Origin of the sequence: Skermania sp. ID1734, from assembly GCF_007489285.1 — a bacterium.
In the GTDB taxonomy this organism is placed as follows: Bacteria; Actinomycetota; Actinomycetes; order Mycobacteriales; family Mycobacteriaceae; genus ID1734.
Genome location: NZ_VLIY01000008.1, coordinates 124,799 through 149,180 on the forward strand (window position 1 = coordinate 124,799; position 24,382 = coordinate 149,180).

The following is a 24,382-nucleotide window of genomic DNA, read 5'->3' on the forward strand; positions in this document are numbered from 1 at the left end:
CTACTCCGGAGGTCACCATGAACACCACCACCAGCCCCGCGTTGCAGGTCGCGCTCGACTACTACCACGCGTGGACCGCCGGGGACCTCGACAAGGCGATGACCTACATTGCCGACGACATCGTTTGTGAGGCCCCCGCCGGACGGCTCGAGGGTGCCGCCGCGTTCCACGGCTTCATGGCGCCGTTCACCCAGATCCTGCGGCGCGCTGAACTCATCGCCGCGTACGGCGACGAGGACACAGCGCTGATCATGTACGACACCGAGACGGTTCCGGTCGCCAGCGCGCCGGCCGCGGAGTGCCTGACGGTCCGCGACGGAAAGATCACGCACGACCGGTTCATCTTCGATCGTGCGCCGTTCCAGGCGGCCAGGCAACAAGCCGCGAACTAGATGATCGGCCCGCGGCCGCCCTCGGTGCTCGGAGTCAGCGTGGTGTGCGCCCGAATGGCCGCTTCGACGGCGTCGGCGTCGTCCGGAGTGAGCAACGGGCGCACCCACCGACCGAGATCGAGAATCAGGCCAACCGATTTACGCGGTCTGCGTGGATCCAGATGCGCCCAGTACCGCGGATTGGACGTGCCCCAGATGCGTCCCTTACCGCGCGCGGCGCTCAGCTGGACACGGCGAACCGACTTGATATCGGCGTACGGAATGTGTTTGGTACCCCACGGGAAATAGTATCCGCGCACGCTTATTCCGTCGGCAGTGCACGCTATCCACTTGTCGTGGTACATCTTTCATCCTAATCGCTGTGGAAGTTCTGGTCCTCGCTGGTTGCGGACGTCGTCGTCAGCGACCCGCCGAGCTGGCGGGCCGTGTTGACCAGTCCGACCATGCTGAACGCCTGGGGAGTATTGCCCAGGTGCACTTTGTTTTTCGTGTCGTACTCTTCGCTGAGCATCCCCACGTCGTTGCGCAGACTGAGCAAACGCTCGAAGACTTCTTGTGACTCGTCGGTCCGGCCGATTCCGGCCAGTGCGTCCGCGAGCCAGAACGTACAGGCGAGGAACGCGCCCTCGGTGCCGGGCAGACCGTCGACACCGCCGTCCGCGTCGGGGCGGTAGCGCATGAGGAAACCGTCCTCGCAGAGATCCTTCTGCACGGCGTCGACCGTTCCGATCACCCGCTTGTCCGACCATGGCAAGAAGCCGACGCGGGGGATCAACAGCAGCGCGGCGTCGAGGCCCTTGGAGCCGTAGAACTGCGTGAAGGTGCCTCGCTCGGCGTCGAATCCGTTGGTGCAGACGTCCTCATGGATACGGTCGCGCAACTTCCGCCACCGATCGATCGGCCCGTCGAGGCCGTGTGATTCGACGGTGTGCACCGCGCGGTCCACGCCCGCCCACGCCATGACCTTCGAGTGCACGAAATGCCTGTTCTCGCCGCGGATTTCCCACAGACTCGCATCCGGTTGATCCCAGTGGCCTTCGAGGAAGTCCAGCAACGCCCGCTGCACATCCCACGCATTGTGTTCGACCGGCAGGCCGGCGTTGCGTGCGAGGTGTAACCCGTCGAGCACCTCTCCGTACACGTCCAACTGGAACTGGCCGGCGGCCTCGTTGCCGATCCGCACCGGCGTGGAGCCGTGAAAGCCCGACAGCCAGTCAAGCTCCTGCTCCGGCAGTCGACGGGTTCCGTCGAGGCCGTACATGATTTGCAGCTTCGCCGGGTCGCCCGCGACCGCGCGCACCAGCCACTCTCGCCACGCTTGAGCCTCTTCGATGAATCCCGTGCCGAGCAGCGCCTGCAGCGTGAAGGTCGCGTCGCGCAGCCAGCAATAGCGGTAGTCCCAGTTGCGGACGCCGCCAAGCTGTTCCGGCAGCGACGTGGTAGCGGCCGCGGTGATTCCGCCGGTCGGCTGGTAGGTCAGTGCCTTCAGGAAGATCAGCGCGCGGCGAACCTCCTCGTTCCATTTACCGCGATACGTGCACTGATTGATCCATTCCCGCCAGAAGTCCGCTGTCTCGGTCACCGCTCGATCGGGATGAAGGTGCTTGGGCCGCTTGACATGTGAGGATGCATGGGTCAGCACGAACGGAACCTTCTGGCCCGCTTCGACTTCGAACTCGGCGAAGGTTTCCATGTGCTCGCCGTGTAACTCGACGGGCGTGGTGAGATATAAGGTGTCGGGCCCGGCGATGGCAACCACGCCACCGTTGTCGTGGCGCACCCACGGCACCACGTGGCCGTAGTCGAAGCGAATGCGCAACTGCATCTTCATCCGTACGCGCCCGGAGATGCCCTCGACGATCCGAACCACGTCGGCGGCTTCCCGCCGCGGCGGCATGCAGTCGATGACTCGCACCTGTCCGCCGTCGACGTCCCATTCGCTTTCCATGATGAGGGTGTCTTCCCGGTAGCGGCGCCGGGTCGAGTTTCCCGCGCCCACCGGCGCTATGCGCCAGTGGCCGGCCGACTCGTCGTCCAGTAGCGCCGCAAAGCAGGCCGGGGAATCGAAGCGGGGCAGGCACAGCCAGTCGATGCTGCCGTCACGCCCGACCAGTGCCCCGGTATGCAGGTCACCGATCAGCGCGTAGTCCTCGATCTTGTCCGCCACCATGTCAAACCCCTCGCTCGACGACCGCAGGTTGGATTCCGCTCAGGTTGGATTAAGCGCGGTCGAGCGTAATTATCACCTTGACGTCGTCGGGTGCGGATTGGAACGCGTCGGCCGCGTGTTCGATCGGGACTCGACGGGTGATGAGCGAGTTCAACCAGTCGGCGTCTGCCGCGGCGAGCGACTTTGCGCCGTCGCGGTAGTGCTGCAGGTTCGCGTTGACGGATCCGATAATGGCGTCGTTTTCCAGCACGATGTCGCGATTGATCGAGCCTGCGTCAATAGACAGCGTGCGCCCGGTCGGGGACACGCCGGTGAGGCAGGTGATGGCATAGGAACCGGTGTTTTCCAGCACTCCGAACACCACTGGGCCGGCACCGGTCGCTTCGATCACGATGTTCGGTTGCAGCTTGCCCACGACCGTCGAAACGTCGTCGTGGTGGTAGGTGGCACCGAGGTCCGAGACCAAATCCGGCTTGGGTCCGTCGGTTACCCGATCGAGCACATGGACGTCGAGTCCCTGCTGCACGCCCAGCAGGGCGGCAAGCAGTCCGATCGGTCCCGCCCCGGTCACCAGCACCGACCGCGGTTCGAACCATGCCCGTTCACCGACTTTTCGCACCTGCTCCCAGGCCTTGGTCACGACGGTAGTCGGCTCGAGCAGCACACCGACCTCGGCCAGGCTCGGGTCGAGCCGCACAGCGTAATCGGTTTCCACGCACCACAGTTGGCTGCCGTATCCGTTCAGTTCCTTGATGCCGCGTTCGCGATAACGCCCGTTGCGGCACATATCGAACTGACCGTGCGCGCACGCCCCACACGGCACCGGATCGGGCCGGCGCACAACGCCCACCACCAGATCGCCGGCCTTGAACTGGCTGCCGGACGGCGCCGACCGGACTCGTCCCAGCGACTCGTGCCCGATGACAAGTCGTTCCGAACCCGGTGGAGCCCAGCCGTATTCGCCGCGAACGATCTCCTTGTCGGTGCCGCACACGCCCATGGCAATGCCCTCTACGAGGAGCTCGTTGGCCTTGGGCTGCGGTTCGGGGAGGTCGGAAACTTCAAGGCTGCCAGTCTGGTTCGGGATGACGGTCAGCGCTCGCACGCCTACCTCCGTATCGTTGGGCGCGGTGGGTTACCGCGACTGTTGTTGGCAAGAGTCCAGTGGCGCCCTTACGGTTGCCTTACCGGCATGTTCGAACGTGAACGTCACGGGCATCGGAAGCCCGGGCCGCACGGTGTCTGCGAGGTGCTCGATCGTGACGGAGAAGGGATCATCCGGTGCAGGCGAATCGGCAGGTTGCTCAATCGGTTGCCCGGCGGCAACAGCCGTCCCTGGTTCGATCACCAACGTCTGCGGCGATGCATCGATTCGAACCGAACTGCCGGCGGCGGTCGAGATAGCGACGAGCCGGTCGTTTTCGGTCTTGCTCTCATTCACCGCGGTGAAGCGCAGATGAGCTGGACCATCACGCTGGATGGTGCAGTCTTCTGCGGTCGCCGGGACGACGAGAACGTTGCGCAACTCGATGGTGCCGACTGTCGCCCCCGCACCGGTGACGATGGAGTCCTGGCCGGAGGGGTGAGTGTCGGGCCCGGTGGAGCAACCCGCGGTGACCGCCAATGCACCGACACAAACCACGGTACCCGTCGGGAGAATGGTTGATAGCGCTCTCACGCCGGCCGTATACCCCTGCACTTAGCCAAACGAAACAGTGGAGGCTCAGGACAGCACTGCGTCCACTGCCTTCTTCAGCGCCGACGGCTGCACTGGTGAGGTCGGAGCCTTCTTGCGCAGTTCGAGCAATTCCGCGCCGATCTCCTGAAGTTGCTTGCGGCCGAGTCGTTCCCGGACCTTCGGGAACCACTCGTCCTCTTCCTCCTCGATATGGTGGGTCACGTTTTCGATCAGCACCGTGGTCTTGGCGTCGAAGCGTTCATCACCGGCGTTCATCGTCGCTAACTCCATGACGAGCAGGTCGGCGACGTGGTGCTCCTCGAGCGACTCCAGGATGTCGTCGGTGATCTCCGGGACCAGCTCGCGCACCCGCGGGTACATGCACTCGTTTTCCAGATAGGTGTGGACGGTCAACGCCTTGATGATCTGATCTACCAGACGCTGCTTTTCTTTCTTCGCGTCCGGGCCTGCCTTGCCGAACTCCCGGAAGAGTCGGCGAATTTCCTTGTGGTCGTCTTTCAGCAGGACAATCGCGTCCGTCGACATGCACCTCTCCTTGCTAGTGACCCTCTGGGTCAGCCAACCGCTTACCCTCCATGTGCTTTACCCGTCGGCGTTCGAGGACAATCCACGTGAAGCCAACGATGAAGCAGACGGCGCAGATGGGGCCGGCGATCATGGCCCATCCGGTGAACCCGTACCCGAGGACCGTAAGGGTGACGGCCAGCAACACAAACGCGATCAGCAGCAGCAGGTAGGCCGGAATGTTTCGGGAATCGGCGATACCTTCGCCCGCATGGGTGCGAAACGTTCGGGAGTGGTCCGGGGTCTGCGTGCGGTCGCTCGGCGCACTGTCGCGGACGCGCTGGGTGGCGCGTGACTTGCGCGGAGTTTTGTTGGGGATGTCGTGCGGAGTAGACACTGTTACCTCGCTTCCTCTGACAGCTCCATCGCCTCCGGGTACCCAGTTGTCGAGCGGATGAACACCGCAGTGCACTACGGCTGCACGGTTGCGCGGGCTGCTTCAGCGATGACCTCGCGGGCATCGCGATTGCGGCGGAACACCGCGAGTTGGCGTGCGGCACCGTTGCCCTGGGCGCAGACGTCATCGAGTAACGCTCGCGCGCGATCCCAGTCCTTGGCCGCCTCCAACGCCGGCCGGACATAGGTGATCAGCCGGTCCAGGTGCGCTCGCCCGGACACTATTTCGTGGCTGAGCACGTCGAGAAATTCACCGCCCAGGCCGTCGCGCGCGGCCTTCCAATACGCCGCCCGCAGCTCCTCCGGATCCACCCGGGGTGCCCGGTGACCCGCACGGTCTTCTTCGACCGACATCATCACGATCGCCCGCACCAGCACCGCGAGCAGGACGGATTCCGTTGCAGTAGCCGGGATGTCGCTGACCCTTACTTCCACGGTGGGGAACTTCTTCGAGGGCCGAACGTCCCAATAGACCATTCCTTCGTCGAGGATCGCACCGGCGGCCAGCAGCAACTCGACGGCCTTGTCGTAGGCAGCGACGTCCTCCAGATACGGTGGCGGCCCGGCGCTCGGCCAGCGCCGCCACAGCACCGATCGCCAGCTCAGGTAACCGGTTTCAGCCCGTCGGTAGATCGGTGAGTTCGCGGTGAGCGCCAGCAGCAGCGGCAGCCACGGCCGCATCCAGTTGCACGCCTGCACCGCCACATCCTGATCGGGAACGGACACGTGCACGTGCGCGCCACAGATGCCCTGCTCGTGCGCGATCATGCCGAATTTTTCACCGATCATCCGGTAGCGCGCAGTGTCGGTGATCGGGAACCCGTTAGGGGTTGCCGGTGGAACTCCCACTGCCAGTAGTAAAGCCGAGTGTTCGGCGGCGCATTCGTTGACAGTCCGGCGTAGCCGGCGCAGTTCGTCGAGCAGTTGTGTCGCGGTATCAACCGGCGCGGTCGCGGTTTCGACCTGGCAGCTTGTCAATTCGAGCTGAAGATCGATCTGACGTTTGGATGCGGCGTCGGCCACTGCGGCGTTGATGGGCACCGGCGCGCCGGTTTCCTTGTCGACAAGCAAGAATTCCTCTTCCATGCCGATTGTCGGGACCGTGCCATACGCCGGCGCAGCCGTCGCCAACACCGAAGACACCATCGACGCGAAATACCCGCCACCGCCGCACCGAAAACCAGGCGTTTAGGACCACGATCGGCGGCAATAACCACCGCGTACGACGACCGCGTGATCGCAATGAGACCACGAAAGTTTTGCGATCGGCTCCGGAGGTAACACCATGAGCAGACTGTCCCGGCGCCCGGGTTTCGGGATGGTTCAGAGCGTGTCGGTTGAGTCGCCAGCCGACGCGCTCGCTTTCTGTTCTGCCGTCACCTTCTGCGCTCATGATCACCGGTTCATTCGGAGTCCGGCGCCAACCCAATGACGACGGCGAGCAGCGCAGCGGTGACCGCGGTGGTGGCGACCCGCAACCGCGCACCCGAACTGGCCGCTACCCTCGATCGGCTCCGTCGAGATGCGCCACAGGCGCCGATCATCGTCGTGGACAACGCTTCCGAGGACGACACAGCGGCTGTTGTGCGCGAGCGGATCAGCGCAACACCGGATATGGTGCGTCTGGTTCGGTTACCGCTCAACGCCGGCGCGGCGGCGCGAAACATCGGGGTCGCGCTCGCGAAAACGCCGTACGCGGCCTTCTGCGACGATGATTCCTGGTGGGCGGCCGACGCATTCGCACGCGCCGCAAAGATTTTCGACGACCATCCGCGGCTAGGTCTGCTCGCCGCCGAATTGGTGATGATGCCCGGCGGTACCGCCGACCCCATCAACGGCGCTCTTGCGCACAGCCCGCTCGAGCAGCGCAGCGACTGCCCGGGTCGCTCGGTGCTCGGTTTCATCGCATGCGCGGCGATCGTGCGACGGAACGCGTTCCTCGAGGTCGGCGGGTTTCATCCGATCCTGCATATCTACGGCGAGGAGTCGCTGCTCGCCTACGACCTGCAAGCCCGCAACTGGGACGCGTGTTTTGTCCCGGAAGTCGTTGCCTTCCATCACCCGTCGAAGCGACGCGACCCGAGCGCCGCACGGCGCCAGCGCGAACAACGCAACGCCGTGCTGGTCGCGCTCATCCGCCGACCCTGGCGCACGGCCCTAGGCATCGCCCGACAAGCGGGGTATTCGACTGTGCTGGAACTGGCTCGTGACGCGGACATCATCAGGCGCGAGCGGCACAGATTGCCGCGTGCCGTGGAACAACAAATCCGGCTGCTCGAGGACGCTAGCGTTCGTTGACGCCGATATGCGACCGCTTCGGATCTTCGAACATCGCGGCGGGAAGCGCGCGCTTGTAGACGCGGACCGTGTCGAGTGCCACGCGGTCCCAGGAGTACCGCGACTTTGCCCGGTCATATCCGGCGATACCGAATCCGATCCGGCGCGAGCTATCGGCGAACAACCCGCGAACCGCATCGGCAACCCGGTCGGGATTACGCGGCGGCACCAGGCAACCGGTGACCCCATCGACGACGGTGTCCAGCATGCCGCCGACTGCGCTCGCGATGACCGGACGGCCGCAGGCCATTGCTTCGAGTGGCACGATCCCGAACGGCTCGTACCACGGCGTGCACAGCACCGCATCAGCCGAACGCAGCAGGGCAGGCATCTCGTCGTGCGGTACCTGCCCGAGCATGCGCACTCGATCTTGTACGCCGAACCGCTCGGCGACCATCCTGAGGCGCCGGGCTTCCGCGTCGTCTTCCAAGCCGCCCGCCGGCGGGCCGCCAGCGATGACCAGTTCGGTGTCCGGGAGCTTGGCCAGCGCGGCGATGCCGATGTCGAATCCCTTGCGCGGCACCAGCCGGCCCACCGACACCAACCGGTGCAGGTCCTTGCTGACCGGCCGCTCCGGTTCATCGGCCGGGGTGAATTTTTGTACGTCCACGCCGCACGGCACGACGGATGTCCTGCTGCGCGGCACGCCCATCCGGGCCAGTTCGAAGACCTCGTCGGAACAGGTCGCGGCGATGCGAGTCGCTCCCCGGGCGATCAGCCGTTCCAAACGAATCCGGTCCGGCGGGCTGGTGTCGGCCGAGCCCTGATAGCGCCGCTTCACCACGCCGAGGGCATGGAAGGTCTGGATCATCGCGATCGAGCGCGGCCGGGCCGCCAATTGAGTTGCGAGACCGGACATCCAGAAGTGTGCGTGCGCGACATCGGGCCGCTCTTCCGACCACCGGTCCAGCAGGTAACTGCCGAAATCGCCCATGTACTCCAGCATCAGGTCTTTGGGTAGATACCGAGCGGGCCCAGCGGGCACGTGCACGACGGTGTAGCCCTGCTCGGTTTCCACTTCCTCGGGCAGGTCGGGATCATCGCGGCGGGTGTATACCACGACGTCGTGGCCGCGGCGGGCCAGCGCGGCCGACAACTCGGCGACGTGCACGTTCTGGCCTCCGGCATCGACACCCCCGAGCGCCGCAAGCGGGCTCGCATGCTCGGAAATCATTGCTATCTTCATCCCCAACCCCATGTCTCGAGTCACCGGACTGCCTCCTCGAGGATGCGGTCCCATTTGTGCAGAAACTTTTCGAGCCCGAACTTGGTGTGCGCGGCCGCACGGGCAGATTTGCCAGCTATGGCGGCCAACCCCGGTTCGGCGACGTAACGCCGGATGGCAGCGGCGAGGACCTCGGGATCGGCCGAAACCACGCCCGCCTCTTCGACAACCGTGGTCGGCGCAGCGGTCGAAGCCACGGCCACCACGGGCATACCCAGATACATCGCCTCGATCAACGACAGGCCAAGTGATGTCCACCGGGCCGTGTGGACGTACACCCGCCGGCGGGCCACCTCGCCGTGGAGCCGTTGAGTCGGTAGGTCGCCGCGGCCCACGACCCGGTCCGTCACCGCGAACTGCGAGGTGCCGATGCCGTACACGTCGATCGGCGCCGCCGCCGACAGTGTCGGCAGCAGATCGGACCCGGTCACCCGTGCCCGCCGGATCGGCTCGTTGATCATGGTGGCCGCCCGCTCGAACTCGCCGGTGTAGCGATGGCCCGGATCGACGACGCCGTGCTCGATCACCACCGTGGGACAGCGGCCGTTGTCCCACATCAGCTGATTGAAATGAGTGACGTGAATCAGCGGAATATCGGTCCGGTCGCTGAGCGGATGACGGGTAGCGGCGGCATGCTCGCGCGGTGCGTTGTGTTCCACGAAGACAGCCGGAATGCCGCGACCGGGCCGCCTACCCAGCCATTCGGTGACCAGGTCGATCTCCTCGATCCGTTGCAGCACGACAACATCGACTTTCATGTCCGCCAGGTCCGGCGGTGTCACCTCGATCGCGTTGGACGGCCATGGCCGGCCCGCGCGGCCAAGTCCCCACGGGGCGCCCGCATCCAACTTGGGAATCAGATAGCGATGCCGACCGTGCACGAAAGAGGTCATCCACGAGCCGTGTACGTGCCAGACGAGGACATTCAAGCAGCCGGTGGAAGTCATGAATCGCCTTACGCTACAACCGCATCGGTTTGTCGAGACCAGGCCCGGTGCGCGGCGAGTGCCGCGACGAAGGCATCGATGAACGCCGTTGTTATGTCGGTGCGAGCGGCCTTGGTCACGATGAGACCGTCGGCGTTGCTGACATCGGTCGGTCCCGCGTCGTCGGGCAGCGTGACCGCGATGCCGGCGCTGCGCAACAGCCGCACCCCAGAACCGAACCCCACGACGGGTTTGTTGTGCCGGAAGGCCTCGGCGATGAAGTGCAGCGCAAAACCGTTGCCCGACAACGTTTGCACCGAATCTGGACCACACGGCGCTACGACTGCGTCGTAGAGAACCGAGTTCATCGTCGGAAAGACCCGGTCGACCTCGAGGTCACCACCCGATCCGCCGGTCAGCGTGCCGCCGTGCGGCGCGATCACCTCCACCAAGGCGCCGCGATCGGTAAGTGCCGAACGCAGCAACTCGACCCCCTCGACGTCGACGCCGTCCGCGGCGATCACGGCGATCTTGCGCGTCGAGATGTCGTCGGGTGCCATGTTCAGTTGGGATAGGGCCGGGGACTTACGCGATGCGTCCGGCGTCGGCTCCGCCGCGGGCGCCGAGATGCCGAGCAATGCGCCGACACGCTCCGCGAGTCCATGATCGATCTTGTTGATCTGCGCGAGCACGGCTTCCCGGATGGCGATCGTCTCCACTTTCCCCAGTTCGAAGGCGAAGGCCGACACGATGTGTTCGGCTTCCGGCTCCGACATGCTGTGCCAGAACAGCGCCGGCTGGCTGTAGAAGTTCTGGAAGCTCTCGCTGCGCTTGCGGATCAAATGCCCGTCGACCTTTTCGGTGTAGTGCGAGAACACGTCCGAATCCGCGATAGCCGGGCAACCGGAGCCGAGGGTGTTCTTGTAGTAGGCCGTGCGGCCCCGCGGAATCCGGTGCTGGCTGTAGCCGTCCTGCTGGTTGTTGCGGACGTCGGCGACCGGCCGATTGATGGGCAAGTGCGCGAAGTTCGGGCCGCCGAGCCGGATCAGCTGAGTGTCGAGGTAGGAGAAATTGCGGAACTGCAGCAAGGGGTCGTTGGTGAAGTCGATCCCGGGCACGACGTTGGCAGTGCAGAACGCTACCTGCTCGGTCTCGGCGAAGAAATTGTCCGGGTTGCGATTGAGCACCATCTTGCCGACCGGCTGTACCGGGACCTCTTCTTCGGGAATGATTTTGGTGGCGTCGAGCAAGTCGAAATCGAAGTCGAACTCGCGGTCGGTGGGCACGAGTTGAACGCCGAGTTCCCATTCCGGGTAATCACCGTTCTCGATCGCGTCCCACAGGTCGCGGCGGTTGAAGTCCGGATCAGCCCCGGCGATGCGCTGACATTCCTCCCACAGCAGCGAGTGCACGCCGAGTTTCGGCTTCCAGTGGAACTTCACAAACGTGCCCTCGCCCTGATTGTTGACGAAGCGGAACGTGTGTACGCCGAACCCCTGCATCATCCGGAAGCTGCGCGGCAGCGCGCGGTCCGACATCAGCCACATAATTGCGTGCAGCGTTTCCGGCTGCAGCGCAACGAAATCCCACAGAGTGTCATGGGCGGAGGCAGCCTGCGGGATCTCGTTGTGCGGTTCCGGCTTCACCGCGTGCACGAAGTCGGGGAACTTGATGCCGTCCTGGATGAAGAAGACCGGCATGTTGTTGCCGACCAGGTCGTAATTGCCTTGCTCGGTATAGAACTTTGTGGCGAAGCCGCGGACGTCACGTACCGTATCGGCCGATCCGCGCGATCCGGCCACCGTGGAAAAACGCACGAAGACCGGGGTTTTCAGGCCCGGCGTGGTGAGGAACTTCGCCGCCGTCACACTGGCCAGATCGTCACCGTAGGGTTCGAAGTATCCGTAGGCTCCGGCGCCGCGGGCGTGCACCACCCGTTCGGGAATGCGCTCGTGATCGAAGTGGGTGAGCTTTTCGCGGGCGTGGAAGTCTTCGAGCAGAGTCGGTCCCCGTTCGCCCACCGTCAGCGAATCGTCGGTGTGATCGACTCGAACGCCCTGCTGGGTGGTCAGGTATCCCTCGTCACGGTCGAACCGCACCTCGTCGAGTTGGCGCTGCTTGGGATCGTGGCCGTCGTCAGGCATATACGTTCCTTTCGTTTCCCGACCTAGGCGCCCGGGCGAGTACCCGCGCAAAGTCGGGCTAAACGGTCAGGTCGGTCGCTGCAGACTCATTCCTTGCCCTTGCGCCGTGACCGGCGAAGCTGGAAAACGATCGCGAATAACGCGAAGAATCCCACCGCGGCACCGGCAACGGCCGCGCGGTTGTGCTGCAACTGCTCGGCTTTGGTCGCGGTCGCCGTCTTCACTCGGCCTTTCACGTCTGCCTTGGCTGCCAGTGCTTGGACCGTTGCCGCTATCTCTTCGCGTTGTTGCTTCAAGTCGGGCGTCGTGTCTGCATCGGCGGGCTCATTGAGTCGATGGCTGGTCATCGCAGACCCTCCTGCACGGCATCGACATCGGCGCGGACGCTGGCCATGGTGGCGTCCGGAGTCGGTGGTGATGCGCTGCGCGCCCGACCGGCGCCGACCACGGCGAGCACTGCGGCCAGCGCCAGGATCGCCACGCCCACGATCAGGGCGGACAGCCATGCGGGCAGCGCGATCGCGATAGCCAGAATCACGGTCGCGATGAGGGCGCCGAGCCCGAAGAGGGCAAGGATCGCGCCCGCACCGGAAAGCCCGACGCCGATCCCGATGGTGGTTCCTTTGGATTTCAGCTCGCTGACGGCCTGGCTGAGTTCTGTGCGCACCAACGTGGAGACCTGCGTGGTCAGCCGGTCCATCAACTGCACTGTCGACAGCTGGTCGAGATCGGACTCGGGCGCTGAGTGATCGGATAAGTGTTGCGCCATAAAACGGTGCTACCCGATGGAAGTGCTGCCAAACGCGATCATTACCGCTGCGCGAGCACCCCGCCACCGACACCGAGGAACAGCAGTAGGCACACGAACATCACCCAGCCGGCGCCTTGCCAGATCGGCCATGCGCCACCGTTGCGCCACACCAGATAGGTCTTGCCGAAGGCGATCAATCCGCCAATGAGCAGCACCAACGCCGGCAGGAACAGCACAACCGTACGGGCGCTGCCGTCGCAGAGCACGGAGTCGGCCTGCGCACAGGCCGCCCGGTTACTTGCCCAAATCAGCGCGGCGATAAGAGCGATAAGCGCCGCGGCGATGTCGGCGAAAGTGAAAGCAACCGCATGCCGAAACGAACCGCGGTCGTGCCAGCTCTTCTCGACGTCGTTCCGCGAACGCATCGCCCGCGATTCGCGTGGCTTATCTGCGAGTTCGTCGTCCTCGATACTGCGCGACCACGCTGAGCGGTCGCTTTCGCGAGTCATGTCCGTTCCAATCCTGGTGGGATCTGGCGCGGCTCGGGCATCGGATCGGGGACCGGGTTCGGATGCGGGTTTGGGGGGCGCGGATCCGGGTTGGGTCTTGGCGGCTCAGGAACCGGGTTCGGTGGCCCGGGCGTCGGCACCGGGCCCGGGGGTGCTGGGTCCGGCGGCAACGGATCCGGAGGTAGCGGTGGCTGTGTCATTTCTTTCGGGTACCCATCCGGCTGCGGACGCAACCGGTGCACCGGTAGTTGCCATCTTTCGCGTGGTTTGGGTTGCCCGTTCGGGGGTAGGCGGTTACGGTGCGAGCCCCCACAGACCGCGCTCATCGATATATTCTGGATGGCGTGCGACGATCAGGGGTGGCGTCGGCTCTATCAGGGTTCGGCGTGCACGACCATATTTGCTGGGGGTACGAGCACCCCGAGGAGTTCGTCGCGGGGGCTGTCGAATTTCTCGCCGATGGTCTCGATGCCGGCCTGCAGGTCTGCTACGTCGCTCCGGGCACCACCGAGGAACTCACCGCGGCCCTCTCCTCGTCGGGCCGCCTCCGGCGCGCGCTGGACACCGGTGCGGCGAGGGTCGTCTCCCTCGACGGCATGTACGGCAACCACGAGTTGTCCGACCCGCGCCGGCAAGTCACGGAGTATGCGGAGGCGACCAATCGTGCGCAGGCCGCCGGATACAAGGGTCTGCGAATCGCCGCGGAAGCCACGGGACTTGTCGACACTCCGGAACGCCTGGATGCGTTCGTCCGCTACGAGTACCTGGTCGACGAATACATGGTGGATCACCCGTTCTCGGCGTTGTGTGCGTACAACGTGGCTGAACTGGGGCACGACGCGGTGGCCCAACTCGCCTGTCTGCACCCGGTGTCCAACGACGGTACGCAGTTCCGCCTGCACGCCACCGGTCCGCCGCACACGGCGGCCGTATCCGGTGAGCTCGACATGGCCACGGCGCAGCTGTGGCCGCGCGCCTTGGAACGGGCGCAGCTACGACCGGTTGACGGCTGGCTGCGGTTCGATGCGGCGGGTCTGAGGTTTGTCGACCACCGCAGCCTCGCCGCACTGGATTCCTATGCGGCGCAACGTAACGTTGGCGTGTTGCTGACCAGTGCGTCACCGTTGGTGGTGCGGATGGCGCAAATTCTGCGTCTGCAGAACGTGCGGGCGCACACATGAGCGCGGGAGATCAACAGCAGGGGTCGACGCATTACGCGATGTTCTACGGTTCGGACGAGGACTACGTCACGAGCCTCCTGCCGTTCATCGGTGAGGGTGTCAGCCGGGGCGAACCGGTGGCCGTCGCGGTGCCGGCCCGAAACTTGGAACTGCTCACCCTCGCGCTCGGCGACCTTGCGTTCGACGTACGGATGCTCGACATGACTCACTTCGGCCGAAATCCCGGCCGCATCATCGGCCTGATCGACGAAATTGTCGGTGACTTCGGCCAGAGCCATCCGGAGCGGACCGTGCGCTACGTCGGTGAGCCAATTTGGGCGGGTCGAAGCGACGCCGAGTACGAGGCCTGCGTGCGGCACGAGGCACTGATCAATGAGGCGTTCGCGGGGCGGGGCGTCAGCATCGTCTGCCCGTATGACACTGTCCGGCTCGATGACTCGGTGTTGGCCGATGCACGCGCGACCCATCCGCTGCTGTGGGGCGGGGCGGTCAGCAGAGAATATGCGCCGGTTGACGTCTTGGAACGGTCGAATCAGCCGATTTCGGTTCCGCCGCATGCACGCACGCTCGTCATTGCGTCCGTGCTGGACTTGGGCTCGGCCCGGCGGTTTGCCGCGCAAACGGCCGGGGAGCTCGGTGTGGGCGCCGACCGTTTCGACGACGTTTTGCTGGTCGTCAACGAATTGGTGACCAACAGCCTGATGCACACCAACGGCTCGTGCGAGCTTCGCATGTGGCGTGCTGGCGAGCAACTCGTTTGTGCCACTGCGGATTCCGGGCACTTGCCGAGGTTGCTCACCGGTTATCTGCCAGCCGAGCAGCCGACCGGTCTGCGGCTTGTTCATCAACTTGCCGACCTGGTCCGCATTCACGTGACGGCAGGCGGGACGACCGTCAATGCGTTCTTCGGACCATCGAGCACGCGCGATCAACTGCCGGTCGGTCCGGACTTTTACCTGGAACCGTAGGCGTGAGTGAGTGGCTCGTGGGTACAGCCCGGGTCATGAGAGCAGCAACGTGGCAGGGCAAGCGCGACGTCCGGGTCGAGACGGTGCCCGATCCGAAAATCGAAGAACCGACCGACGCGATCATCGAAGTGACGACAACCAACATTTGCGGTTCGGATCTGCATCTGTACGAGATTCTGGGCGCGTTCATGACGCCCGGTGACGTGCTCGGTCATGAGCCGATCGGAATAGTTCGTGAAGTCGGTGCGGAGGTCGACAATCTCGCGCCCGGCGATCGGGTGGTGATTCCGTTCCAAATCTCGTGTGGGCACTGCTACATGTGCGACCGTCAGCTCTACACCCAGTGTGAGACGACGCAGGTGCGCGATCAGGGCACGGGCGCCGCGTTGTTCGGATACTCCCAGTTGTACGGGGCCGTCCCCGGCGCGCAAGCCGAGCTGCTGCGCGTCCCGCAGGCGCAGTTCACCCACATCAAAGTGCCAGAGGGACCGCCTGATTCGCGATTTGTCTACCTGTCCGATGTGTTGCCGACCGCGTGGCAGGCGGTGGCCTACGCCGATATTCCGGACGGCGGTTCGGTCACCGTGCTGGGGCTCGGTCCGATCGGCGACATGTCTGCGCGCATCGCCGCGCATCTTGGATATCGGGTGATCGGGGTGGACCGGGTTCCTGAACGCCTTTCCCGCGCGCAGGCGCGCGGCATCGAAACACTGAACATCGATGAGCACCGCGACGACATCGGTGACGTCATCCGCGATGCCACCGATGGCCGTGGCACCGACTCCGTGATCGACGCGGTCGGCATGGAGGCCCACGGATCGCCGATAGCCAAAGCAGCACAACAGCTTTCCTCTATCATGCCGGATGTTATCGGCAAGCCCATGACCGAGCATTTCGGCGTCGACCGACTGGCGGCGCTGTATGCGGCAATCGATATTGTGCGGCGCGGCGGGACCATCTCGCTCATCGGCGTGTACGGCGGTGCAGCGGACCCGCTGCCCATGCTGACCTTGTTCGACAAGCAGATTCAGCTACGACTCGGTCAGGCCAACGTCAAGAAGTGGGTCGACGACATCATGCCGTTGCTCACCGACGACGATCCGCTCGGCGTGGACAGCTTTGCCACTCACAGCCTGCCGCTCGAGAAGGCGCCGCTGGGTTACGAGATATTTCAGAAGAAGCTCGACGGAGCCGTCAAAGTGGTGCTTCGCCCGTGACGCTGACAGGTTCGGGCCGGACGGTCGGTGTGGAAGAGGAGTTCGCGCTCGTCGATGCGGCGGGCCGACTGGCTCCGCGTCGCACCGCGGTGTTGCGACGACTGGTCGGTTCCGTAGGCATTTTCAAGCCCGAACTGCATACCGCCCAGGTCGAATCGGTCACCCCGGTGCGCACCGACGTCGAGGCCTTGCGCGCCGATCTAACCACTGCACGAAGCGAATTGGCGGCCGCGGCGGCGGCCGAAGGATGTCGTGTGGTGCCGGCCGGCATGCCTGTCGGGCCAGCGATGCAGCAGGCCCCCGCGCCGCGGGCACCAGGACCGGACCGCCACGCGCGCATCCGCCAGCTCTATGCCGGCGCGGTCGGCGACTACTGCGCGTGCGGTTGTCATGTGCACGTGGGCGTTGTCGATCTCGACACCGCCGTGGCCGTGGTCAACCATCTGCGGCCATGGTTGCCGTCGTTGATTGCGCTCAGTGCCAACAGCCCGTTCCAGCACGGCCTCGATACCGGCTACGCGAGTTGGCGGGTGGTGGAGCAGTCCAAGTTCCCCGGCTTCGGGATTCCGCCGTACTTGGCCTCCGCCGCGGACTACCGAGAGCGCGTCGGCCGGCTGGTCGAATGCGGAATTCTGGCCGACGAACGGATGAGCGTGTGGCTGGCGCGGCCGTCGCAAGTCTTCACCACCGTGGAGGTGCGCGCCGCCGACGTCGGCCTGCGTGTCGCGGACGCGCTGCTGCAGGCCGTTCTCGTTCGTGGCCTGGTCGGCTCGGCGCTACGCGATTTGGCGGCCGGGATCGAGGGCCCGGTCATCGACAATCAGATCGGCGCGGCCGCGGTCTGGTCTGCGGCGCGGTACGGCCTCGACGGGCCGGCCATCGATCCGATCAACGAGATCCAGGTACCGGCTCGGACCCTGGTCGAGACGATGTTTGCCGCGATTGCGCCCGACCTCGACGAGCTCGGTGATCTGGATCTGGCGCGGGCGCTGCTCGACGCCGTACTGCGCGAGGGAAACGGCGCGTACCGCCAGCGCTGTGCGGGGATCGATGCCGTGCTGGACCGCTTTGCGCTCGCGGCGCCCGAACCAGTGGTTGAGACCGAACAGATGGTCGCAGAACGATGCGGAAATTGAGCCATTCATTCGTGATCAGCGTCAGACGTGCGGGAGGGAGGTTTCAAATTCGCTGGAACGGCTATTAGCTCCGAATTATCTGGGCGTTTTTGGAGGCGCGTGATGAATGGTGTGACCGCAACGTTCGGCAGGGCTCTCGCCGCGGTGGCGCTCACCGCCACTACCGCGCTCACGACAGCGGGACTCGGGGTCGTGGCCTCCGCTGCTGCCGATCCCGCCCCGCAGAGCGTCAACATGAACGGCGACGTCCAGCTCGCCGGCGGAAACATCCTGCACGTTGTCGCTCAGGCGACCAAAGCCGCGAACGGCACCACAACCGGCACATTCCTGGCCACCGGCGAGCTGGGCAGCATGCCGTTGCCGATGACTTTCGCCGGCCCGATGACCTGCCTGTCCGTCCACGGCAACACCGCGGGGTTCATCTATCCGGTGACAGCCGTGACGCCGACCTTCCTTGCGCCTGTCCTGCAGAACACGACGGCGGTGATGTGGACGGTCACCCAGGCCGCCAACGGTCAGCCCGCCCACGCCGGACTGATCGGTCCGTTGCCGATCCAGGCCTTCAACGGCTGCGAGCCGAATATCGCGCCGCTACCGTTTGTGGGAACCCTGTCGGTAACCGGATGAGTGTCGATCGGCCTGTGGCCCAAGTCGAGAACCGAATATGGAAAGCTGTTGACGTGCACGCAGATACGGCCGGCCCAGTAGTGGGACAACGGGGAGGTCGCTCGATGACGGCGCAGCGTGTCGGTAGTTTTCGGTTCTACGCGGCGCAGCAGCGGTGGGAATGGTCGCCGACGGTCGAACGTATGCATGGCTACGAGCCGGGGACGGTAAACCCGACGACGGACCTGGTGATGTCGCACAAGCACCCCGAGGATGCCGCTGGTGTTGCGGCGCTCATCGATAACGTCGTCAAGCACGGGCAGCCGTTCAGCAGCCGGCACCGCATCATCGATACGCACGGAAACGAACACCAGGTGATCGTCGTTGCGGACCGCCTCGTCGACGACAACGGCGATTTCCTCGGCACTGCCGGCTTCTATATCGACATCACCGACACGCTCGAGCGCGAAGTCCGCACCGTTCTGGACAACACCATCGCTGGAATCGCCGAACACCGGGCGGTGATCGAGCAGGCCAAGGGCGTGCTGATGCTGGCCTATGCGGTGCCGGCCGAAACGGCGTTCGACATCCTGGTCTGGCGTTCGCAGCAGACCAACGTGAAACTCCGCGACCTCGCCGCCCAGTTCCTTACCGATGTCATTCACGGCGTGCAGGCGCCGGACACCTTCCGAACCCAGGTCGACCACCTCTTCCTCACTGCCCACGAGCGCATCGGCCAGGCGGCTACCTGAGTCGTGCGGAGACCCCTCGGCAACCACTCGTGCAGTGTGCAACGATGGTGCAGTTGACAAACGTGTTGGATTTGTCGCGTAGCTGGCGGGGGCGTGGAGAGCCGGAAGGAACGAATTTGGTGAACGACGACTCGATCTCGGTCGCCGCACGCTGGAATGAACGTCGCGTGGTGGTGACTGTCACCGGCTCCGTCGATTTGGTTACCGCGCCGGAGCTGGAAAGTCTGCTCGATTCGGTGATCAGCGAGAACCCGCGCGACGTCATCGTTGACCTCACTGACGTCGACTCTCTGGCTTCGGCCGGGATGAGTGTGCTCACCGGGGCATATCACAAACTCGGCCCGGAACGTCCGCTCAGCGTGGTTGCGGACGGTCCGGCGACAGCGCGCCCACTGACCCTCGTCGGGTTTGCCGACATCATCCCGATCTACCAGACGCTGGATGCCGCGCTCGCAGGGCGCCCGCATGCGCAACCGGATCCCGCGCCGGGGAGCTAACTGGCGACCGCCGCAACGTCGAAGGTCAGCGTGACGCTCGTTCCGGTGTCATCGGAGGCGACCTCGGCCGTGTTGGCGAGCGCCCGGATCAAGGCCAAGCCGCGGCCCCGGATGGTGGTGTCGGTTTGCGTCTTCCACCGACCGGTATCGGTGACCTCGATCTGGATGCGGCCGGAGGCGGCGGTGCCGCGCACGTGCAGCGATTCGGTGATGCTGTCGTGGTAGGCGTGTTCGATGCAGTTGGTGAGCGCCTCGTCGACCGCGAGCACTATGTCGTAGATCCGCTCATCCGGCACCGCCGCGGTGCGCAGCCACGCGCCCACCTGGTGTCGCACGTCGGACAGGCAGCCAGCAGTCGCGCGGCGCGAGATGACCAGCGGTGCAGGCGCCTGACGGTACACGAGCATCGCCACGTCGTCGTCATAACCGGCGTCCGGGCGCACCTCCCGAATAATGGTGTCTACCAAGTATTGAGCCGAGTGACGAGAAGCGCCGTGCAGCAGTTCGACGACGGCATGAATGCCGTCGTCGATCGAGGCGCCCTTGCGCTCCACCAGACCATCGGTGTACAGCACCAACGTAGCGGCGGGGTCGAGGGCGATCGTCTGTTGCGGCCGGCGCTCGCAGTCGAACGACGCCAGCGGCACTGCCCGGGCGGACTCCAGTAGCGACACGTGGTCGGAGATCGTGGCCAGCAGCGGCGGCGGATGACCGGCATTGCTGAAGGTCAGGGTGCCGGCGGCAGGGTCGATGAGCGCGGCGAACACCGTGGTGCAGGCGGCGCCCTCGATGAGGCGCGCGACCTGGTCAAGGTTGTCGAGCAATGCCCCGGGCTCGAGCCCGCACAGAAACAGGGCGCGCGCGGCGCTGCGCAACTGACCCATCACGGCCGCGGCCGCCAGCCCTCGGCCGACGCAGTCGCCGATGATCACCCCGATACGTCCGTCGGCGAGCGGCAGCGCGTCATACCAGTCACCGCCGATTTCCAGCGGCGCCACCGACGGTTCGTAGAGGACGGCGAACCCCGGCGGCAGACTGATCGCGCCGAGGATCGCCCGCTGCAACGTCAGCGAGGTCAATCTGGCCTGGTCATAGTCGCGGGCACGCTGCAACGCGCTGTGGTACTGCCCGAGCAGGGTGGTGAGCAACGCCGGCGTGGGCAGTGGCCGATGTCGAAAGTCCAGCCAGACGGCCGCCATGCCCTCGGCACCAAGCGGCGCTGCGACGGAACCGCGCCCGGCGTCGATGATGTCTGCGCCCGTGCGATCGGTTCGACAGCGGGCCAGGGCCTCACGAACGGGTTCGGGTAATCCGTCCCAGTCGGACTCGATGTCCGTGCGGAAGACCTTGGCGTGCGGGTCTGGTGGGTCCCACAGCGCCACCGCCGCGCGCTGCGCTCCAGCAGCCGAACTCAATCCGGCAAGCCCGGCAGTGACGACCTCGCTGACCGTCGATGTTCGAGCAAGCCGGCGCGCCAGGTCGGCGGCGGCATAATCGAGCGTGACGTCGCGCACGGTGCCGACGAACAACGGTGCGCGAGCGTGCGGGGCGGTAATTCGGCGGGAGCTGATGGCCAACCAGACCGCCGCCTTGTCCGTCCGACGAGCTCGCAGTGTCGTGCGTCCGCCGTCGGCCCGCAGAAATTCCGGCAGTTCGATCGGCGGCGTGGCCTTTCTGGAGGCGACCCACGAATAGGGCCACGGCTGCGCGAGCGCGGTGACGTCGGTGCCGAGCATGTCGGCAAGCGCCTGGTTGGCCTCGATGATCGTGCCGTCCGCGTCCGCGACAAAAAAGCCGTCCTGCAACGACTCGACGAGCGCGCGCCGAAACGCGTTGGCCTCCTCGAGCTCGTCGGCCCGGGCGCGTTGCTGGGCGTAGCGGCGGGTTCCGTCGAGGTAACCACGGGTGGCGACGTCGAGTGCCGCGAGGGTCTGTAGCAGGAACTCGAGCGCGCGAGCATCTACGTCGGAGTGCGCGTCGGTGGTGCGCAGTTCGGTGAGGAGTCCGGCGTGAAATTCGACGACCTTGAGGATGCTGACGCCGTCGACGAGGGCGCTGCGACCGATCTCGTATCCGGCCTCGAGACTGGTCTCCGATGCGGCCCGCACGTGTGCCTGTAGAGCCGCGGCGTAGGCGGCTTCGAAGTGCTGCACGGCCCCATTCACACCACAGCACCCCGGTGACGGGCGGTGAGCACCATGGCGTCATCGGTTGGTTTGGCGCAGCGCCGCAGAATTTCCGCGGCGATGACCTCGGCCGGTTTCGCCAGGTCGACCTGATCGAGGTAGTCGCCGACGATCCCGTCGCTGACCAGTACCAGCAGATCACCGGTGTGCATCGGCAGCGTCATCTGCTGCAGTGTCTGCGGATACAGGTATCCGACCACGCCGCTCGACAGCGGTGCCGACGAGACGCTGCGGGAACCGTTCGCGGTGGATGCCACGAGCGTGGCGGTCACGTTGCCCACCCCCGCCCACTGCACCGCACCGTCCGCATAGGCTGCGAGCGTTATTGCCGCGCCACGTGTTTCGGTGAGCGACTGGTGGCACAGCAGCATGAGTGCAGCAAGGGGCTCCCCGCGGTTGTCGGCGATGGTCTCGGCCGCCAGGTCCGCGGCCACCGCCGCGGCCGGACCGTGTCCGAGACCGTCTATCACCGCGAGCAATCCCGTCCCGGCGCCCGAGTCGATGACCACTGCACGATCGCCACAAGCCTCCTCTCCAGGGAAAGGTCTTCCTGCCGTTGCCCATTCGAGCGGCCCCAGCCGTCCTCGGTCACGCATCGACAGGGATCCACTTCCACATCTCGACGCGGGTACCCTGACCGGGCGCAGACTGAACTTCCAATCGATCCATCAGTCGTTGCGCGCCGGGCAATCCCAGTCCAAGTCCGGCGCCGCTCGAATAGCCGTCCTCCATCGCCTTGTCCACGTCGGCGATCCCGGGACCGTCGTCGGCTGCTTCTACGACGAGCGCGGCGCGGTGGTCTCGCATTCCGACGAGCAGTCGGATCTGGCCCTTGCCGGCGTAGCTGGTGATGTTGCGCGCCACCTCCGAGATGGCTGTCGCGATCATGGTCACGTCGGTGATGGAGAAGCCGACCTCCGCAGCCAGATCCCGACCCGCCTGCCGGGCGGTGACGATGTCACCGGGATCGTTGACGTCGATCGTTCGGTCAGCGGGCACCGTCGCGTCCGATCGTCGGTCGTCGGGAAGCCAACCGGCGGTCCAGGAGCGCCAGGCCCTCCTCGAGGTCGAGGGAGGTATGCATGTCGGCGAATGTCAGTCCCAACTGCACCATCGAGAAAGCGACCTCCGGCTGTAGGCCGACGATCACCGTCTCCGCGCCGCGCAGCCTCGTCATGTGCGCAATGGTTCGCAGCGACCGGGCGGCGAACGAGTCCATCACGTCGATGGCGGTGACGTCGACGATGATCCCTTGTGCGCGATAGCGACTCACGCGATCCATGAGGTCGCGCTGGAGCTGTTCGGTGTCCGCGTCGGTGAGCGCGGACTGCACGCTCGCAATCAGGTAGCTGCCCTGCTTGAGGATAGGTACGGGCACCGTGGGCACCCAGTCAGCGCAGCTCGCGGATAGCCGCGTCACCGACACGGCTGACCTCGTACCCGAGCAGCCGCTCGGCCTCCTCGATGCCGCCCTGCAGGTCGCCGACGGCATTCATCTTCGACAGATCCAGGCCGATGGTGACCAGGGTCAGGGCGATCTCCGACGACAGGCCGGTGATGATCACGCTCGCGCCCATCAGGCCCGACGCGTCTACGGTCTGCACCAGGTGGTTGGCGACGGTCGAGTCGATGGTCGGCACACCGGTGATGTCGATGACGACCACCTTGGCGCGGTTGGCCCGGATCGCTCGCAAGAGTTGCTCGGTGAGCTGCCGCGCCCGCTGTCCGTCGAGCACGCCGATGATCGGCAGAATCAGCAATTGCTCGCGGACCTGCAAGACCGGCGTGGACAGTTCCCGAATCGCTTCCTGCTGTTGGCGAATAATGCGTTCGCGCTCCTGCACGAAGCTCACGCCCACGGTGTTGGCGATTCGGTTGGCGGCCGGCTCGTAGGCGTCGAGGACGCGGTTGAGCAGATCGAAGTCGGACTGGTACTTCTCGAACAGCGACCGCGCCAGAACGTCGCGCAGCAGCAGCACGATGCCGAGCACCTCGTGGGTTTCCACGCCCCGCGGAATGATGCGTTCGGACAGGTCGCGGGCGTAGGCCTGCAGCGCCTCGACGCTACCGGTCTCGAGCACCTCGACGTAGTTGTCGTACACGGCGGTGGCCTCGGAAAACACTTCCTCCGGCGTCATGGCCGTCAACAGCTCGGCGTCGGTGATGCGCCGCGCCCATTCCTCGCGCAGCACCGTCCGATTCTGGCGGAGGTGCTGGACGAGTTGGGGTAACAAGGTGTCGCTCGTCCGTTCGGTGCTCTGGGCGGGCCCGGACGAGTCGACGACGGCCTCGGTCATCTGCTGGACTCCCTCACGCGTGTGCAGTGGACGGCAAACTCAGGTGTCGCCGGGAGTATTTTCGCCCACTCCGGGGTCACTTCGGCGCCAAAATCCCGGTCAGGTCGGCGTTCTTGATCGGCGTCTTCGCGTTGGCCTGCACGCGACACAGCAAATCGATGGCCGTCATAGCCGAGTTGACCTCGGTGCCCGAGGGGTCGTTACCGTCGTTGCGACTCTTCAAGTACTTCGTGACGGTGGTGCGCTGGGTGTCGGAGTCTTGCCCGATGTACTCGTTGCAGGGCGTATCGCCGCCCTTGTTGGTCGCTTCCTTCACCTGGTCGCACGCCGAGAGAAACGGTCCGGCCGCAATCGCGGCCACGGCCAGGGAAAGGGAAAGCTTCGAGATCGACGATCTGGGGCGCATGGCTGTCTCCGCGGTCAGTTGTA

The 24,382-nt window shown here is 65.2% G+C and carries 28 protein-coding genes; 9 read left to right on the top strand and 19 right to left on the bottom strand.

Annotation, left to right across the window (positions count from 1 at the left end; translation table 11 throughout):
* Positions 1-17 precede the first annotated feature (17 nt).
* Positions 18-392 (top strand): nuclear transport factor 2 family protein, encoded by a 375-nt coding sequence (locus FOS14_RS11905; RefSeq protein ID WP_143770768.1) that lies wholly within the window; start codon positions 18-20, stop codon positions 390-392.
* Here the strand turns inward: FOS14_RS11905 and FOS14_RS11910 are convergent.
* From FOS14_RS11910 to FOS14_RS11940, 7 genes are all read right to left on the bottom strand, one after another.
* The gene (locus FOS14_RS11910; RefSeq protein WP_221936700.1) at positions 389-691 is read right to left on the bottom strand and encodes a PH domain-containing protein; all 303 of its coding nucleotides are present in this window, start codon (positions 689-691) and stop codon (positions 389-391) included. The two genes, FOS14_RS11905 and FOS14_RS11910, sit on opposite strands and share 4 nt — an antisense overlap.
* 53 nt (positions 692-744) lie before the next feature.
* On the bottom strand, positions 745-2,562 hold the full coding sequence (locus FOS14_RS11915) for a glycoside hydrolase family 15 protein (protein ID WP_143770772.1): 1,818 nt from the start codon (positions 2,560-2,562) through the stop codon (positions 745-747).
* A gap of 49 nt (positions 2,563-2,611) precedes the next feature.
* Entirely contained in the window at positions 2,612-3,667 is a 1,056-nt protein-coding gene (locus FOS14_RS11920) for a glucose 1-dehydrogenase (RefSeq protein ID WP_143770774.1), read from the bottom strand.
* Positions 3,668-3,697: 30 nt separating this feature from the next.
* A complete protein-coding gene (locus FOS14_RS11925; protein ID WP_143770776.1) occupies positions 3,698-4,240 on the bottom strand; it encodes a hypothetical protein in 543 nt (180 codons plus the stop codon).
* Positions 4,241-4,285: 45 nt separating this feature from the next.
* A complete protein-coding gene (locus FOS14_RS11930) occupies positions 4,286-4,786 on the bottom strand; it encodes a hemerythrin domain-containing protein (protein ID WP_143770778.1) in 501 nt (166 codons plus the stop codon).
* A gap of 13 nt (positions 4,787-4,799) precedes the next feature.
* Positions 4,800-5,162 carry a hypothetical protein gene (locus FOS14_RS25495; RefSeq protein ID WP_370512216.1) on the bottom strand — a complete coding sequence of 121 codons (363 nt, stop codon included), beginning with the start codon at positions 5,160-5,162 and terminating at the stop codon, positions 4,800-4,802.
* Positions 5,163-5,236: 74 nt separating this feature from the next.
* Positions 5,237-6,355, bottom strand: a complete 1,119-nt coding sequence (locus FOS14_RS11940) for a glutamate--cysteine ligase (RefSeq protein ID WP_255450264.1) — start codon at positions 6,353-6,355, stop codon at positions 5,237-5,239.
* Positions 6,356-6,649: 294 nt separating this feature from the next.
* Here FOS14_RS11940 and FOS14_RS11945 point away from each other — a divergent pair, with 294 nt between their 5' ends.
* A complete protein-coding gene (locus FOS14_RS11945; protein WP_143770782.1) occupies positions 6,650-7,519 on the top strand; it encodes a glycosyltransferase family 2 protein in 870 nt (289 codons plus the stop codon).
* Here the strand turns inward: FOS14_RS11945 and FOS14_RS11950 are convergent.
* The 6 genes from FOS14_RS11950 to FOS14_RS11975 all read right to left on the bottom strand — a co-directional run bounded on the left by FOS14_RS11950 (position 7,506) and on the right by FOS14_RS11975 (position 13,113).
* Positions 7,506-8,744, bottom strand: coding sequence for a glycosyltransferase (locus tag FOS14_RS11950; protein WP_143770976.1), 1,239 nt, complete (start codon positions 8,742-8,744; stop codon positions 7,506-7,508). The genes FOS14_RS11945 and FOS14_RS11950 overlap by 14 nt on opposite strands.
* Positions 8,745-8,764: 20 nt before the next feature.
* Positions 8,765-9,730 carry a glycosyltransferase gene (locus tag FOS14_RS11955; protein WP_185981737.1) on the bottom strand — a complete coding sequence of 322 codons (966 nt, stop codon included), beginning with the start codon at positions 9,728-9,730 and terminating at the stop codon, positions 8,765-8,767.
* An 8-nt stretch (positions 9,731-9,738) separates the two neighbouring features.
* Positions 9,739-11,853, bottom strand: coding sequence for a catalase (locus tag FOS14_RS11960; protein WP_143770784.1), 2,115 nt, complete (start codon positions 11,851-11,853; stop codon positions 9,739-9,741).
* Positions 11,854-11,939: 86 nt separating this feature from the next.
* Complete coding sequence (locus FOS14_RS11965) at positions 11,940-12,200, bottom strand: DUF3618 domain-containing protein (RefSeq protein WP_143770786.1); 261 nt, start codon at positions 12,198-12,200, stop codon at positions 11,940-11,942.
* A complete protein-coding gene (locus FOS14_RS11970) occupies positions 12,197-12,622 on the bottom strand; it encodes a phage holin family protein (RefSeq protein WP_143770788.1) in 426 nt (141 codons plus the stop codon). Before FOS14_RS11970 ends, FOS14_RS11965 begins: the two co-directional genes overlap by 4 nt.
* Before the next feature lie 41 nt (positions 12,623-12,663).
* Positions 12,664-13,113: a hypothetical protein gene (locus FOS14_RS11975; protein ID WP_255450266.1), complete on the bottom strand. Its 450-nt coding sequence runs from the start codon at positions 13,111-13,113 to the stop codon at positions 12,664-12,666.
* Positions 13,114-13,457: 344 nt separating this feature from the next.
* Between FOS14_RS11975 and FOS14_RS11980 the strand changes: the two genes are divergently transcribed.
* From FOS14_RS11980 to FOS14_RS12010, 7 genes are all read left to right on the top strand, one after another.
* Complete coding sequence (locus FOS14_RS11980; protein WP_221936701.1) at positions 13,458-14,294, top strand: MEDS domain-containing protein; 837 nt, start codon at positions 13,458-13,460, stop codon at positions 14,292-14,294.
* On the top strand, positions 14,291-15,262 hold the full coding sequence (locus FOS14_RS11985) for a sensor histidine kinase (protein WP_143770790.1): 972 nt from the start codon (positions 14,291-14,293) through the stop codon (positions 15,260-15,262). The genes FOS14_RS11980 and FOS14_RS11985 overlap by 4 nt, the downstream gene beginning before the upstream one ends.
* Before the next feature lie 35 nt (positions 15,263-15,297).
* Entirely contained in the window at positions 15,298-16,479 is a 1,182-nt protein-coding gene (locus tag FOS14_RS11990) for a zinc-dependent alcohol dehydrogenase (RefSeq protein WP_143770792.1), read from the top strand.
* Entirely contained in the window at positions 16,476-17,615 is a 1,140-nt protein-coding gene (locus tag FOS14_RS11995) for a YbdK family carboxylate-amine ligase (protein ID WP_143770794.1), read from the top strand. The genes FOS14_RS11990 and FOS14_RS11995 overlap by 4 nt, the downstream gene beginning before the upstream one ends.
* Before the next feature lie 102 nt (positions 17,616-17,717).
* Entirely contained in the window at positions 17,718-18,242 is a 525-nt protein-coding gene (locus FOS14_RS12000; RefSeq protein WP_143770796.1) for a hypothetical protein, read from the top strand.
* Positions 18,243-18,346: 104 nt separating this feature from the next.
* Entirely contained in the window at positions 18,347-18,973 is a 627-nt protein-coding gene (locus FOS14_RS12005; RefSeq protein ID WP_143770798.1) for a PAS and ANTAR domain-containing protein, read from the top strand.
* Between the two features lie 119 nt (positions 18,974-19,092).
* Positions 19,093-19,470, top strand: a complete 378-nt coding sequence (locus FOS14_RS12010; protein ID WP_255450268.1) for an STAS domain-containing protein — start codon at positions 19,093-19,095, stop codon at positions 19,468-19,470.
* Here the strand turns inward: FOS14_RS12010 and FOS14_RS12015 are convergent.
* From FOS14_RS12015 to FOS14_RS12040, 6 genes are all read right to left on the bottom strand, one after another.
* Positions 19,467-21,623, bottom strand: a complete 2,157-nt coding sequence (locus tag FOS14_RS12015; protein WP_185981738.1) for a SpoIIE family protein phosphatase — start codon at positions 21,621-21,623, stop codon at positions 19,467-19,469. The two genes, FOS14_RS12010 and FOS14_RS12015, sit on opposite strands and share 4 nt — an antisense overlap.
* A gap of 8 nt (positions 21,624-21,631) precedes the next feature.
* Positions 21,632-22,165, bottom strand: a complete 534-nt coding sequence (locus FOS14_RS12020) for a SpoIIE family protein phosphatase (RefSeq protein WP_370512217.1) — start codon at positions 22,163-22,165, stop codon at positions 21,632-21,634.
* 79 nt (positions 22,166-22,244) lie between these two features.
* Complete coding sequence (locus FOS14_RS12025) at positions 22,245-22,655, bottom strand: anti-sigma regulatory factor (protein ID WP_143770806.1); 411 nt, start codon at positions 22,653-22,655, stop codon at positions 22,245-22,247.
* Positions 22,645-23,034 (bottom strand): STAS domain-containing protein, encoded by a 390-nt coding sequence (locus FOS14_RS12030; protein ID WP_143770808.1) that lies wholly within the window; start codon positions 23,032-23,034, stop codon positions 22,645-22,647. The genes FOS14_RS12025 and FOS14_RS12030 overlap by 11 nt, the downstream gene beginning before the upstream one ends.
* Before the next feature lie 13 nt (positions 23,035-23,047).
* Positions 23,048-23,953 (bottom strand): STAS domain-containing protein, encoded by a 906-nt coding sequence (locus FOS14_RS12035; protein ID WP_143770810.1) that lies wholly within the window; start codon positions 23,951-23,953, stop codon positions 23,048-23,050.
* 76 nt (positions 23,954-24,029) lie between these two features.
* Positions 24,030-24,359, bottom strand: a complete 330-nt coding sequence (locus FOS14_RS12040) for a hypothetical protein (protein ID WP_255450270.1) — start codon at positions 24,357-24,359, stop codon at positions 24,030-24,032.
* Positions 24,360-24,382 lie beyond the last annotated feature (23 nt).